General features: G+C 40.6%; 11 protein-coding genes. 7 read left to right on the top strand and 4 right to left on the bottom strand.

The window, feature by feature from the left end; genetic code table 11:
• The coding region (locus ACFIL8_RS04805; protein ID WP_375689029.1) for an NAD-glutamate dehydrogenase at positions 1-3,557 on the bottom strand (3,557 nt) is incomplete at its 3' end.
• A 266-nt stretch (positions 3,558-3,823) separates the two neighbouring features.
• On the opposite strand from ACFIL8_RS04805, the gene ACFIL8_RS04810 reads away from it, so the two are divergent.
• The 4 genes from ACFIL8_RS04810 (at position 3,824) to rpsP (ending at position 7,024) form a co-directional block, all read left to right on the top strand.
• Positions 3,824-4,480, top strand: coding sequence for a carbonic anhydrase (locus ACFIL8_RS04810; RefSeq protein WP_375612226.1), 657 nt, complete (start codon positions 3,824-3,826; stop codon positions 4,478-4,480).
• Between the two features lie 230 nt (positions 4,481-4,710).
• Positions 4,711-6,279: a signal recognition particle protein gene (gene ffh / locus ACFIL8_RS04815; protein WP_375638445.1), complete on the top strand. Its 1,569-nt coding sequence runs from the start codon at positions 4,711-4,713 to the stop codon at positions 6,277-6,279.
• Positions 6,280-6,303: 24 nt separating this feature from the next.
• Positions 6,304-6,633 carry a chorismate mutase gene (locus ACFIL8_RS04820; protein WP_375689031.1) on the top strand — a complete coding sequence of 110 codons (330 nt, stop codon included), beginning with the start codon at positions 6,304-6,306 and terminating at the stop codon, positions 6,631-6,633.
• Positions 6,634-6,649: 16 nt separating this feature from the next.
• Positions 6,650-7,024, top strand: coding sequence for a 30S ribosomal protein S16 (gene rpsP, locus ACFIL8_RS04825; RefSeq protein ID WP_273787601.1), 375 nt, complete (start codon positions 6,650-6,652; stop codon positions 7,022-7,024).
• Between the two features lie 135 nt (positions 7,025-7,159).
• On the opposite strand, the gene ACFIL8_RS04830 is transcribed toward rpsP, so the two are convergent.
• Positions 7,160-7,375, bottom strand: a complete 216-nt coding sequence (locus tag ACFIL8_RS04830; protein WP_273790074.1) for a DUF1674 domain-containing protein — start codon at positions 7,373-7,375, stop codon at positions 7,160-7,162.
• Positions 7,376-7,458: 83 nt separating this feature from the next.
• Here ACFIL8_RS04830 and htpX point away from each other — a divergent pair, with 83 nt between their 5' ends.
• From htpX to ACFIL8_RS04845, 3 genes are all read left to right on the top strand, one after another.
• Positions 7,459-8,505 (top strand): zinc metalloprotease HtpX, encoded by a 1,047-nt coding sequence (gene htpX, locus ACFIL8_RS04835; protein ID WP_375673650.1) that lies wholly within the window; start codon positions 7,459-7,461, stop codon positions 8,503-8,505.
• Positions 8,506-8,552: 47 nt separating this feature from the next.
• Entirely contained in the window at positions 8,553-9,917 is a 1,365-nt protein-coding gene (locus ACFIL8_RS04840) for an RsmB/NOP family class I SAM-dependent RNA methyltransferase (protein WP_375612722.1), read from the top strand.
• A 64-nt stretch (positions 9,918-9,981) separates the two neighbouring features.
• Positions 9,982-11,727, top strand: coding sequence for a heparinase II/III family protein (locus ACFIL8_RS04845; protein ID WP_375689033.1), 1,746 nt, complete (start codon positions 9,982-9,984; stop codon positions 11,725-11,727).
• A gap of 927 nt (positions 11,728-12,654) precedes the next feature.
• Here ACFIL8_RS04845 and ACFIL8_RS04850 read toward each other — a convergent pair.
• Both ACFIL8_RS04850 and purH read right to left on the bottom strand, forming a co-directional pair.
• The gene (locus ACFIL8_RS04850; protein ID WP_273790070.1) at positions 12,655-12,807 is read right to left on the bottom strand and encodes a DUF1127 domain-containing protein; all 153 of its coding nucleotides are present in this window, start codon (positions 12,805-12,807) and stop codon (positions 12,655-12,657) included.
• 346 nt (positions 12,808-13,153) lie between these two features.
• Positions 13,154-14,773, bottom strand: coding sequence for a bifunctional phosphoribosylaminoimidazolecarboxamide formyltransferase/IMP cyclohydrolase (gene purH, locus ACFIL8_RS04855; RefSeq protein ID WP_375638442.1), 1,620 nt, complete (start codon positions 14,771-14,773; stop codon positions 13,154-13,156).
• Positions 14,774-15,125 lie beyond the last annotated feature (352 nt).

The following is a 15,125-nucleotide window of genomic DNA, read 5'->3' on the forward strand; positions in this document are numbered from 1 at the left end:
TGGTTTTCCGCCAAAGAAAGCGCAAGAGGTTGTAGATAATTGTTGCGCAAGACAAGTTGCTCGACTTGAGGCGTCATTTTTTTCAAGAGCTTATTGCGTTCTTCGCGGGTTAACGTTTTGGCACGTAGTGCTGATGCAAGAACAATTTTGAGATTGACCTCAATATCAGAACAATTCACACCAGCAGAATTGTCAATGGCATCCGTGTTGCATCGACCACCATTTAAGACATATTCAATCCGTCCACGTTGTGTAACACCAAGATTAGCTCCTTCACCAATAATTTTTGCACGCACTTGTTCTCCGGTAATGCGTATTGCATCATTTGCTCGATCACCTACTTGGGCATCGTTTTCTGTTGCAGCACGGATATAAGTACCAATGCCACCGAACCATAAAAGATCAACAGGGGCTTTGAGAAGAGCAGAGATAATTTCAAAGGGTGTTCCTGTTTGTTTTTCGAAACCAATGGCTTGTGCTGCTTCAGGTGAGAGAGTAATGGTTTTTTCTTTTCGTGAGAAGATGCCACCGCCCTTTGATAATTTGGTTTTATCGTAATCCTGCCAGCTTGAGCGAGGTAGTCTGAAGAGACGCGTACGCTCTACATAGCTTTCGTCTATGTTCGGATCTGGATCAATAAAGATATCGCGGTGATCAAAAGCGGCAATCAATTTTGTTTGTTTGGAAAGCAGCATTCCATTGCCAAAGACATCACCAGACATATCGCCAACACCGACACAGGTGAAGGGCGTTGTTTGAATATCGTGATTAAATGATTCTCTAAAATGTCTTTTGATGGCTTCCCATGCACCTTTAGCTGTAATACCAATGTCTTTGTGGTCGTAACCTGCTGAACCTCCAGAGGCAAAAGCATCATCAAGCCAAAAGTGGTTTGCTTGGCTGATGGCGTTGGCTGTATCAGAAAAAGTTGCTGTTCCTTTGTCCGCCGCAACAACAAAATAGGGGTCAGGGTCATCATGACAGATGACATTGTGGGGAGAACTTATTTTGCCGTTAATCAGATTGTCTGTAATGGAGAGCAAAGCTGTTATAAAGTCTGTATAAGCTTGTCGTGCTGCTTCTATGATGACAGCACGGTCATTTGTTTGGGGAAGCCGATGGGGATAGAATCCACCTTTTGCACCTGCAGGAACGATAACCGCATTTTTAACTTGTTGGGCTTTGACTAAGCTAAGCACTTCGGTGCGGTAATCTAATGCACGGTCAGACCAACGAATGCCGCCACGAGCGATAAGTCCAAAACGCAAATGGACCCCTTCAACTTCTGGTCCATAAACAAAAATTTCTCGGTAAGGGCGCGGTTCAGGCAAACCTTCAATCTGGCGTGGATTTAATTTGGTGGCTAAAATACGCCGTGGACTTCCATCAGGAAGAGGCGTAAAGGCATTCGTTCGTAAACTCGCCTCGATAAGGTTACAATAACGGCGTAAAATGAGATCATCATCTAAACCAGAGACTTTCCGTAATTTTTCTTCAATGCGCTTTTGAATAACTTGTTGGTTTTTTTCCCGTTCTTTTTCTGTATGGCTTTGATGAAATTTTAAATGAAATAAAGCATAAAGATCTTGGGTAATGTCAGGATATGCATTTAAAGTTTGGGCAACGCGATCTTGCGAATAAGGAATTCCAGCTTGTTGGAGATAGCGCCCATAATGGCGCAAAATAACAATTTCATGCCAATCAAGCTCAGCTGTTTGGGTGAGAGCATTAAAGCCGTCATTATCAGCATTTTGTGCCCAAATGGCTTCAAAGGTTTCGGCGTGTTTTTGCCCGTCTTTTTCAAAATCGATACAGCGCTGGAAAGTACTTTCCAGCTGCATATCATGAAGATACACAGAGCGCCCATTGCCATCTGGTAATTCAAGGGTTTGTTCAGCAATAACGCGAAACCCCATATTTTCAAGGAGTGGTACACGTTTGGAAAGGGCAAGAGCTTCGTGGCGGTGAAAAAGCCGAAGAGAAATGTACTGTTTTTCTTTGTTTTGTGCGTGATAAAAGATCACGAAAAGCGGCTTTTCATCATGAAGACTTAGAATATGTCCGGCATCGTTAATAGCGTCTTCAGCTGAAAATAAATCACGATAGCTGTTGGGGAATTCGCTGGCTAGACGTGTTTGTTGCTCTGTTATTTTCTGGGTAAGAGCGATGGCTTGAACCCTGTCTTCCCAACTTCGTGCAATCGAACGTACATGTTGTTCAAGTGTGAAGCGCTCATGAAGGGGAACAGTTTCGTTTCCTTTGCGATGGATGATATAATAGACACGTATAAGGGGGCTTTCCAAAAATAGCGGATAAGATTCAAAAAAGTCACCTTTATAAAGCTCAACAAAATGTTCGCCAACTTTTTCACGCAGGCTGCTGCTATATTGGTCACGCGGTACGTAGACAAGGATAGAAACAAAGCGTCCAAAAGAATCAGTGTGGGCAAGAACTCGTAAACGTGGGCGCTCATCTAATTGTAGAATAAGCTTAGTGTTTTCTGTCAATGTATCAACATCAGAGCGAAACATTTCATCTCTTGGATAGGTTTCTAAAGCACTGATGAGTGCTTTACCTGAATAATCGGCGTGATTGTGTCCAAGACGTTGAATAATAGTTCGGGCTTTTTCTTTTAAGAAAGGAATTTGCAAAATAGAACGTGTATAAGCTGAGGAGGTAAAAAGCCCTACAATGCGTAATTCTCCACAGAGTTGGTTTTCTTTATCAAAGATTTTAAGACCAATATAATCGAGCCAAACAGAACGGTGAATTTTGGAGCGGCTGTTCGCTTTTGTCACGATAAACAGATTATCGCTTTCCATGAAGGATAAAACTTCTTGAGGAGGTTCTTTCATGCTTTTATCGTCAACAATATGAATAGAAGCATCCGTGAGTATACCAAGCTCAATATTACTCGCTGTAAAGGATTTTAGGGGTTTTTGGTCTTTGATGAAGTTGTAAGTGCGCATACCAAGGAAAATGAAATTATCATCCATTAGCCAGTGAAGAAATTCAATAGCTTTTTCGCCTTCTTGTTTGTAGTGTGGGGGAAGACTTATTTGGTAGGCATGAATCTGCTTTTCAACTTCTTCAAGCATAGGTTTCCAGTCTTGTACAGCAGCATTAACCTGTTCAAGAACTAAGGTGAGTTCATTTTCAAGTTTTTGTATTTGCTGTTTGTTTAATGACTCGATGTGAATTTGCATCAGACTGATGCGTTTTCCAGAAGCACAATCAATAATGGGGTGTGCAATCAAATAGATATGGTTTTTGTGTTGATTAAAAACATTTAAAATAGAATCGAGAAGGAAGGGTTTGTTATCATTGACAAGCGTGATAACGGTTATAGGTCTGTTACTACGGGTTAAATTTTGCTCAAAGCAGATGGTATTTTTTCCCGTCTGATGGAGATTAAAAGCTTTTACCGCGATGGCTGTGGCTTTTTGAAGTTCTTCATTTTCGTAATAAGCAATATCTTCTTTATCGGTTTGGGCAAAAAGGATTTGTTCTATTTTATCTTGGGTGTTTTTTGTCTCTGTTTTTTTTTGTTGCAACACATTCACTCTCCCTTTTTGCTCTTAAGGGGTCTTTATTAAAAGCAGACCATTATATTTTTTATATACTGTAACACCTTCTTTCTAAAGAAAATAGCTCTTTATTTGGAAAGAATGAGTTTGTTTTTGCTATTTTTTAGTAATATTTTGTACTTTAAAGAAATATTTTGCTTCAAGGAAAGGGCACTTTTAGTATTTTTGTATGTTAATAGTTTGTTTTTTTAAATATACAAAATAAAAGTAAAAAAATAAGCAAAAGTAAAGAGAGAATGGCGCATTTACCAGAAAGACTTTTAAGTGGTTACCAAAACTTTATAAACAATCATTTTTTATATAAAATAGCAGATTATCAGCAATTGGCGATTGAGGGGCAGAAACCTGAAGTTTTGGTCATTGCTTGTTGTGATTCGCGTGCAGTACCAGAAATGATTTTTGATGCTAAGCCAGGGGAAATTTTCACCCTGCGCAACGTGGCCAATGTGGTTCCTCCTTTTTCTCCTGATGACCAATATCACGCAACATCAGCAGCTCTTGAATATGCTGTGCAATTGCTTGAGGTGAGACATATTGTCGTTTTTGGTCATGCCCATTGTGGAGGCATTCGTACTGCTCTTAATGAGACATATAAATCTTTATTATCAAATGATTTTATCGGTCAATGGATAAGTCTCTTAGCACCAGCAGCAGAAATCGTTTTGAATAATAAGTCGTTGTCTTGGCCAGAAAAACAGACGGCATTAGAGCAGCTTTCTATTCGCCATTCGTTGAGAAATTTAGAGACGTTTCCGTGGATAAAGCTTCGCAAAGATCAAGGTTTTTTGACATTGCATGGGGTTTGGTTTGATATCTCTAGCGGAAAATTATGGAGCATGGAACAGGAAACAGGTTGTTTTATGCGTGTTGAAGTTGAAAGTTTTGAAGTATAGTATTTGTTGTTTTTATTTCTTCGTATAAAAAGATATTTTATGATAAAACTTGACAAAGCTGGGGTTTTATTGTTTGAAGGAGCAAGCTTTCAGTGACAAAATTAACTTGGAGCCACCGACTGAGACCCCAGTTTAAGGGTATAAAGAGATCTCAGAGGTCAACATCCGACGGCGCGATGCGTTCTCGGATGCTATTTTGGTTTGTTTGTTATGCAACAATGAGGTAAATGATGTTTGAATCCTTGCAAGAGCGACTTGGTTCTATCCTGTCTCATTTGACGGGACGTGGCGCTTTATCGGATCAGGATGTTGTAGAGGCGCTGCGTGAAATTCGTCGCGCTTTATTGGAAGCTGATGTTGCTCTTGATGTTGTGCGCTCTTTTACCGATAGAGTTCGGGAAAAAGCTGTTGGGGCCGAAATCGTTAAATCAATTAAACCAGGCCAAATGGTGGTTAAAATTGTTCATGATGAATTGGTTCATATTCTTGGAAATGAAAGCGTTCTGAGTGATTTAAATGCACCAGCTCCAGTTGTTATCATGATGACTGGTTTGCAAGGTTCTGGAAAAACAACTACAACAGCAAAGCTTGCAAAACGTTTTACTGATAAGCACAATAAAAAAGTTCTCATGGCGTCATTAGATACACGCCGTCCCGCTGCACAGGAGCAATTGCGCCAATTGGGAGAACAGGCAAAACTTGCAAGCTTGCCTATTATTGCGGGTCAGCTGCCTGTTGATATTGCATCACGTGCCGTACAGGCTGCTAAATTGGGTGGTTATGACGTGCTTCTTCTTGACACAGCAGGACGTAATCATATTGATGAAGCTTTGATGCTCGAATTGGCTGAAATTAAAGCATGTTCCCTTCCTCATGAGATTATGTTGGTGGCTGATAGTTTGACGGGGCAAGATGCCGTTCATCTTGCTCGTTCTTTTGATGAGCGTGTAGGGATTACGGGGATTATTTTAACACGGATGGATAGTGATGGGCGTGGTGGCGCTGCTCTTTCTATGCGTGCTGTTACAGGTAAACCAATTAAAGCAATTGGAACTGGTGAAAAAATAGATGCTTTAGAAGAATTTCATCCCAGTCGTATTGCTGATCGTATTCTCGGAATGGGGGATATTGTTTCTTTGGTTGAAAAAGCTGCTGAAACAATGGATCACGAGAAAGCTGCTGCTTTTGCAAAAAAAATGCAAGCTGGAAAATTTGATCTGAATGATCTTGCAGAACAGTTGCAGAAAATGAAAAAACTGGGTGGAATGGGCGGTATTATGGGCATGTTGCCAGGAATGGGGAAGGTCAAAGAGCAGATTGCGGCTGCGGGGTTTGATGATCGTTTGTTTGATCGTCAATTGGCCATTATTTCATCTATGACACCCAAAGAGCGGGCGAATCCAGAGCTTTTAAAACATAGCCGCAAACAACGAATTGCTAAGGGGTCTGGTACGACAGCGGCTGATATTAATAAACTTTTGAAGATGTATCGCCAAATGGCTGATATGATGAAAGCCATGGGTGGTAAAGGAAAAAGTGGTTTTATGGGAAAAATGTTGGGAGGCCTTGGTTCCAAAATGGGTTTGGGTGGTATGGGAAACTTGGGAGGGGATTCTCCAGCTATGCCGGATTTGTCGGGATTGGATCCAAAGCAATTCTCAATGCTTCAAAAGCAAATTGAAAATGGTAATGGAGGGAAGCTCTTGCCCGGACTTCCTAAGCGTGGACCTACATTTCCTGGTCTTTCCAATGGCATTGTCGATGGGGGAAATTTTCCTCAGCATCCTAAGAAAAAATAAGATGTAAAGAGGGAAAGGAATATAATGCAGGAAACAGTATTAAACGAATTGGCACATTTACGAGCATCCATTGATAATTTTGATGCAACCTTGATTCATATCTTAGCAGAGCGGTTTCGTTGTACGAAAGCTGTTGGGCGCTTAAAAGCGCATTATGATTTGCCTAAAGTAGATCCTCTGCGTGAGCAATATCAGGTAGCGCGTTTGCGGCAATTGGCTATGGATAGTGATCTTGATCCTGATTTTGCTGAAAGATTTTTAAAATTTATTATTAAAGAAGTTGTGAGTCATCATGAAGTTATTGCTGAAGAGCAAAAAATAAAAAAAGTCAATTTAAACGAAAGCCAGAGCTGACAATAGGAGATAAAATATGGCATTGAAAATTCGTTTGTCCCGTGGAGGTTCAAAAAAACGTCCTTACTATCATATCGTCGTTGCAGATGTTCGTAGTCCGCGCGATGGGCGGTTTCTTGAACGTGTTGGTGCATGGGATCCAATGTTGCCTAAAGATGGACCGAGGGTGAAACTTAATGAAGAACGTATCCAATATTGGCTTGGGCAAGGGGCTCAACCAACAGATCGCGTTTTACGGTTTTTAGATGCAGCTGGCTTGAAAAAGCGTCCAACTCGTAATAATCCACATAAAGGTGAACCGGGTAAAAAAGCACAAGAACGTATAGCAGCAGCAAAGCAAGCAGCAGAAGAAGCAGCGGCAGCGGCTGAAGCAGAATCTGCTTCAGCATAAGAAGCATGGTTGTTTAATCAATGTGTTTTAAAAGCTTTAGAAAAATAAATATTATCCGTTTTTGTCTATCAAAAACGGATTTTCATTAAAAAGCTGCTTGTTTAAATTGCGCCGTTTTTTTTTAAATCAATGGTTTTAAAAATCAATGGCGCGGCCTTTAATTTCCCAGTCTCCATAGCGGGAAGGGTCTTTGCCGCCGCGTCCGCCGTTTTCTAAAGGTTGTTCCTTTTTTGCTGCGCGTTTTCGTCTTTCTTCAGCTTCTTTAAGGGCGCGTTGTGCTGCGGGAGAAAGAGATTGCTGTTTAACGACAGTTGCATTTTTTTTGCTTGTTTTCTCATCTTTTTTATTCATTTTACACCTATTCCATTGAAGAAGCAGAAAGAAAACACCATCATATAGTATTGATTGACTTTTATCATGGAGTTTTTTGAGTAATGAATATAATGCGTACAGCTATGCTTTTGGCTTTTTTAACTGCTCTCTTTATGGGAGTTGGTTATCTTGTTGGAGGGGGCGGTGGCATGGTCATTGCTCTTTTGATGGCAAGTGGTTTAAACTTTTTTTCTTATTGGAATTCAGATAAAATCGTTTTACGCATGTACGGGGCGCGTGAAGTTGATCAGCATTCAGCACCAGTTTATTATAAGATTGTAAGCGATTTAGCTAAAAAAGCTTCTCTTCCTCAACCAAAAATTTATGTTATTGAGAATGCACAGCCAAATGCTTTTGCAACGGGACGTAATCCGCAAAATGCAGCTGTTGCTGCAAGTACTGGGTTGTTAGAGCGGTTAAGCGCTGAGGAAATTGCCGGCGTTATGGCGCATGAGCTCGCACATATTGAGCATCGCGATACGTTAACAATGACTCTAACCGCAACGATTGCAGGGGCAATTTCAATGCTTGGTAATTTTGCTTTCTTTATGGGAGGACAGCGTAACTCTTCAGAAGATTCTCATGGCGCTGGGGCAATTGGAGGATTTATTGCATTGCTCGTGGCGCCTTTTGCAGCGATGCTGGTGCAAATGGCGATTAGCCGTACACGGGAATATGCTGCGGATCGGAGAGGGGCTGAAATATGTGGTAATCCTTTATGGTTGGCTTCGGCATTGCGTAAGATTGCTGATGGGGGACGTGGGGTATATAATGAAGAAGCAGAGCATAATCCAGCAACCGCGCATCTGTTTATTATTAATCCTTTGAGCGGTGAGGGAGCGGATAGTCTTTTTTCGACACATCCAGCAACTGCAAATCGTATCGCTGCTCTTTATCGGCAAGCAGAAGAGATGAAAGGGGCTCTTGCCAAAAGTGTGGGATGGAATAAAGAAGACGCTATACATGAAAAAAGCAGCGGGATGAACTATGGAGATTTTCATAGTGGTCAGGCTCATGCATTAGGTGAGCAAGAAAACAGTTCTTTTCAGCGTGTTACAAAACGTCCTTCTTGGCTTCGTTATGAAAATTCAAAAAGATCTCGTTCATAGAATTATTGAGAGAGCTCTTGAGAAAACTGTGATATAAAGGTGGTGTTTTGAAACACAAAAAAGCGGGGCATGTGTCTGAAAAAAATGTTCCAGGATTAGCTGTTCGACAGGTGTGTGTGCGTCTTTTGGGGGCGGTAGTTGATAAGTACACGCCTCTGTCTGGTTTGACGGATAATGAACACGGACATCCACAATATTTGAAGCTTTCACAACGAGATCGTTTGTTATGTCGGGCTATTTTAACAGCTTCATTGCGTCATCGAGGGCAGATTATGGCGGCTCTCTCACGCTTTTTGGCGCGTCCTTTGCCTTCACAAGCACTTTCACTTCAGCATCTTTTGCATATCAGTGTTGCACAAATTCTTTATCTTGATATTCCCGATCATGCGGCTATTGATTTAGCTGTGCGTGTGGCGAAACTTGATCCTCGAATGCGCCGTTTTTCAGGGGTGGTGAATGCTCTTTTGCGCAATGTTGCACGTGAGGCAGAGCCTTTACGCCAACAAGTTCCTACCATTGAAGGTGTGCCAGCGTGGTTTGGACAGCTTTTAATATCAGCTTATGGAACAGAAAAGGTACATCAGATTATCGCAATTCAAAGTGTGGAACCTCCTTTCGATTTGACAGTGAAATCTGATAGTGGTGGATGGGCTGAAAGGCTTGGCGGTGTGGTATTGCCCAATGGTTCTGTTCGATTGAAGCGTCTGGAGTGTTCTGTTTCTGATTTACCAGGCTATCGTGAAGGGTCTTGGTGGGTCCAAGATTTTGCAGCAGCTTTGCCTGCTTGTTTACTTGGGAGTATTGAGGGTAAACGCGTTGCTGATCTTTGTGCGAGCCCTGGAGGAAAAACAGCACAATTGGCTTTGCAAGGGGCTGAGGTGACTGCAATTGAGCTTTCTGCTAACCGCATAAAGCGTTTAAAAGAAAATATGGAACGGCTTCATTTTTCAGTTCATATTTGGCAGGGCGATGTGAAAAATTTCCATTCAACACAGCTTTTTGATGCGGTTCTTCTTGATGCTCCTTGTTCTTCTACAGGAACAATCCGTCGTCATCCAGATATTTTATGGACGAAATCGAGGGAAGATATCGTCAAGTTAGCGGCGTTGCAATATGATTTGCTTGTCGCAGCAATTTCTTTGGTGAAGGAGGGGGGGCGGATTGTTTTTTCCAATTGTTCATTGGCAAGAGAAGAAGGTGAAGATCTTATTGAGAAAATTTTATCGATACGCAATGACATTGTTTTAGACCCTATTTATCCAGAGGAAATGGGAGCACTGGAACATTTGCTTTGTGGGGGGATGTTACGGACAACGCCTGCGGATTTTTGTCATAAAAATTTTGATGCTGAGAAAACCGTATTTTTAGGAATGGATGGTTTTTTCGCTGCGCGCTTACGAAAAATTGCTTAATTAACGCTTCATTTACAAAAATGGTCGAAATTGTATTTGATTCAGCATAAATGGAGATGAAATTTTGGCGGTTGCGGTAAAAGCTCCTCAGGTAAAAGTGGCAGCCTGTATCGATACGATACAGAATGTTATGCGGCGTTTATGGGTTGGACCATTGTTTCGTTGGCGATTTTCAGGGTTTCGTCCTCATAAAATTTTAGCGCATCCCATGGATTTGCATGTAGCTGATCCGATGATGGCGCATGAATTTTATCATGGTCGTTTTGCTTTTGCTGGTCACATTGTTCATTCTGGTGCTGTTTCGCCGTTTTCATTGGTTCCACCAACGCTAGAATGGGAAGCGGCTCTACATGATTTTCATTGGTTGCGCCATATGGAGGCAGCAGGAAGTGATTTAGCTTCTGCACATGCACGCTCTCTTTTAGAAGACTGGTTTGACCATGCTGGTAAGAAGGTAAAAGGGCTTGCTTGGAGTGATCCTGTTGTGGCGCGGCGCTTGATTTCATGGATTTGTCATTCGAAAATGTTGTTAGAAGGGGCAAGTGAACGGTTTGAAAAACGCTTTTTACGTGCACTTGGTTTGCAATTTCGTTATTTGCGCGTAACAGTTTGTAGTATGGAGCACAATGATCAACGTTTACAAGCAGCAGTGGCTTTGACATTCGCATCTCTTGCTTTGCCTGTTTCAGCGGCAGTGAAAAAAAAGGTACAAACCACACTTATAGAGGAGCTTTCCCGTCAAATCCTAGTTGATGGTGGGCATATTTCCCGTAGTCCTGTTATTTTGCTGAATTTGTTATCGGATTTATTGTCGTTACGGCATCTTTTTATGCGTAGCAATGAAACAGCACCCCGTATTTTGATTGATTCTGTTGAGCGTATGTTGCCAGCTTTACGATTCTTTATCCATGAGGATCAAACGTTGGCCCATTTTAATGGGGTTGGTCCCCTTGTATCGGAACGGTTATCATCACTTTTGGAGCTTGATGAAACAGGAGGACATCCTTTTAGTTATGCCCGTTATTCAGGATTTCAGCGCTTAAAAGCCAATCAAACAACAGTGCTTGCAGATACAGGAAAGTTTCCACCTCGCTCTGTAGCACAGCAGGCTTGTTCGGGGTGTTTGTCTTTTGAAATGTCTTCACAAGGGCACCGTTTTATTATCAATGCCGGTGTTAATCCTGATGGGCGGGAAGAGTATCGACATTTAGGGCGTGTTACTGCAGCACATTCAACAGCTACGCTTAATGATTGTTCAGTGGGTGCTTTTTATCATAAAAACAAAAATGGCGCGCCATTTTTGTTTGATGGACCAACAGACGTTCAAGTGTGCCGTATAGAGGATTCAGAGAAGACGGGTTTTATTGCGAGTCATAATGGTTATATGCGACCCTTTAATCTTATTCATGAGCGTGGTCTTATTTTGGCGACAAATGGAGATACGATTGAAGGTTTTGATCGCTTTTTTATGCCAAATAAAGGGGGAAAGAGACACAAGAGTGTGCAAAATGAACAAAATCATGTTGCTGTTCGGTTTCATCTTCATCCACAAGTTGAAGTTAACTATGATGGCAAACGTGTGTGTTTAGCCGTAAAGAATGAGAACGTGAAGAGTGAACAAATATGGTATTTTATATCGCCTGACGCAGATATTTGTCTTGAAGATTCGATTGATTTTGCAGAATTAACAGGTCCACAACGGACACAACAGATTGTTTTATATTTTCGTCCTGCATTTCAGGAAAAAGTTCGTTGGCGTTTTATCCGTAAAGCGTTTGATAAAAAATTAGAACATTGTTCCAACCCATAGTATATTGCGTTTTATCTTGCGTGTCGCAAAACATCATCGTTTATTGTGGTAATATTCTCAAAATTTGAAGATCATATCAATTTTATACACGAAGCATTTTTTGGGAGTATGGGTTGGATGTTTTTAGGCAAGGTTTGCTCATAGAATCTCATGAGGTGATGCTAAAGGAATTGGCTTCAGAAAAAAAGGTTTTTGAAAGACCATTGTTGACAGATGAGTACTAGTTAAGGATTTTGATCCTTTAAAGATATAGAGAGAAAATTAAGCCGTTGCTTATCTTCGATAAATTTTTAAGTGTGCTGTTGGGATCAATATTTCTCTCTGAGAGAGTTGCATTAATAGGATTACGTTCTTCACGAAAAACAGAGCGCTATTGTATTGTATATTCACGAACTTATTTTAAAGAAAAATTCCTTAACGCTTCCAAGCTATTTTGCGACGATGCCCGTGATGGGTATAACGGTAAATCCATTAAGCCCCCCCCATCTTTATGCTTATGAAGGAGCAGTTCGGCACTATCACACTATTGATCAGTGCCCAATGTTTGTAACAAGCTCTTGGCACTAGAGATAGTTCATAAGAGGCATTTTTAGCCTTTTCTTAATAGCTTTTATCCATACAGCTCTCCCCGCGCTTGTAACGTGCAGGCGAATGGTTTTGGTTGATTCAACATACACAGATTTGAAATGGAAGAATTTTACGGTATTCGGGGTTCTAATTTAATATGAATAACGCTAAATTATTATTACAAATCAAATGTTGTACATCACAGAAGCATTGAAAATTCGAGAAACAATACATAACAATGGCCGAGAAAAATAACTCTTCTGCTCTTTGTTATTATACTAAAAATGAAGTTATAATAACAAACCACAAAATGCGCGCTTTTTTATAGCAAAGCATTCTCTCAAATATCTTAAACAATTTTCATAAAGATTTACGCGAATAACGTCGTGCAATTGAATCAATATCACCTCGACAAATTCCAAGATCACTAAGTTCATATGTTGAAAGACGACTTAACGCATTAACGGTTCGACGATAACGGCGCCAATTACTATAAAAACGTAGAATATTCATATCCCCTACTCAAACTTTTCATTACACTCTTTAGTTTAAGAATAGAGTATATTACTAAAAAGAGTTGTGTTATAATATCATAGCAGGTATGCATCTACATACAAGATAATGTCCCTTTAACATTTTCCTCATGCGAAAGGGTAACCATTAAAAATATCAACAAGAACATCTTATCCCTAACCAATGGCTAAATTATGTGCATTTTCTGCGGTGATAAACTTCTTCACGTGTAGCTTCTTTGGATTGAATAACTGCTTCCATTTCAACAGTTATCAATAGTCATACGATAATTATGAAAAATTCCTTGAAACATTTGTCTCATACGAAAAGAAAAGCAGCAAAATTATTAATGGCGGAAGTGACGTGTTCCTGTAAAAACCATCGCTAACCCCTGTGCATCAGCAGCGGCGATAACTTCTTCATCACGCATGGAGCCTCCTGGTTGAATAACTGCTGTTGCTCCTGCTTCAGCTGCTGCTAATAAACCATCAGCAAAAGGAAAAAATGCATCTGATGCAACAACAGATCCTTTTGTGAGAGTTTCTGTTAAGCCTGCTCTTTGCGCACTTTCTGCTGCTTTACTTGCAGCAATTTTTGCTGAATCGATGCGGCTCATTTGTCCGGCTCCAATTCCAACTGTTGCGCTATTTTTCGCGTACACAATAGCATTTGATTTAACGTGCTTTGCTACACGAAAAGCAAATTGAAGATCACGCATTTCATCTTGAGTTGGTGCCCGCTTTGTCACTACTTGCAATTTAAGATCATCGACTACCACGTTATCACGTGATTGTACTAAAATGCCTCCTGCAAGTGTTTTCGCAAGAAGTCCTCCACAGCGTGGATCAGGAACTCCACCTGTAATGAGCAAACGAAGATTTTTTTTCTTGGCAATAATTTCACGTGCCGCCATTGTGGCATCAGGAGCAATAATCACTTCTGTGAAAATTTTAACAATTTCTTCAGCACATTCCTCATCAAGGGTTTGATTTAAAGCAACAATTCCACCAAATGCCGATACATTATCACACATAAGAGCTTTCAAATAAGCGTCTTTCAAATTTTCTCCTTCCGCAACACCACAAGGATTGGCATGTTTAATAAGAGCGACAGCAGCGGTTTTTTGCGGATCAAATTCTGCCACAAGTTCAAAGGCTGCATCTGTATCATTCAGATTGTTATAAGAAAGCGCTTTGCCTTGTAAAAGTTTTGCTGTTGCAATACCAAAACGTTTTTCATTATTGCGATAAAATGCTGCCTGTTGATGTGGATTTTCCCCATAGCGCATAACACTTTCAAGATGACCGGAAAAACTCTGCCATGATGGAGTTTCAATTTTTAAATCCCGTGCAAACCACGATGCTATTGCCGTATCATAGGCAGCGGTGTGTGCATAAGCGCGCATTGCTAGCTGATGACGCATAGATAAGCTTAAACATCCATTATGCTGCTTTAATTCAGCTAGAATCGAATCATAATCTTTTATCGCTGTTACAACACCGGTATAAGCATAATTTTTTGCCGCAGCGCGAATCATCGCCGGTCCACCGATATCAATATTTTCAAGAGTCGTTTGCCCATCAGCTCCCGAAAGGATCGTCTCTTCAAAAGGGTAAAGATTCACCACTAAAAGATCAATTCCATGAATGCTGTTCTTTTCCATAGCTTCCCTATGGTTAGGATCTTCTCTTACCCCTAACAAAGCACCATGAATCAAAGGATGGAGTGTTTTTACACGCCCATCCATTATTTCAGGAAATCCGGTAACTTCAGCAACATCTTTTACGGGTAAACCAGCTGCTATGAGGGTTTTTGCTGTTCCTCCTGTTGAAATTAATTCAACATTGTAAGTAGCATGAAGGGCTTGTGCAAAAGCAACCACACCCGTTTTATCAGACACAGAAAAGAGAACACGACGAACCCGATGAAGATCAGGTATGGGAAAATTTTTGGCAACAACACCCATAACAGAAGCCTTAAAAATGAAAGAGTTAAAATTCTAGTAAAACACGCTTATACGTTTATAGCATAAGCCTTTAGCAAAATACACTGAAAGGATAAACTGTCTTTTTAGAATATAGGATGATTCACCTTTTTCTATTATCCTGTAAAAACCTCTCATTTGAGGTGTGGTGATAGGTATAAAAGTCTCATTGAGACATTAAATATTTTTTTGTTGCTTATAACTCAATATCTCATCTTCATAGCAGTTTTGAAACAAAAAATGCATCCGTATGTTCTCTGCTATATTAGCCTTTATACTAGATGAAGGCGAAAGTATTGCGTATATCAATTGGAGTAATCTCTGAAATGGGAAA

The organism is Bartonella sp. AP57NXGY (assembly GCF_042195805.1).
Lineage (GTDB): Bacteria > Pseudomonadota > Alphaproteobacteria > Rhizobiales > Rhizobiaceae > Bartonella.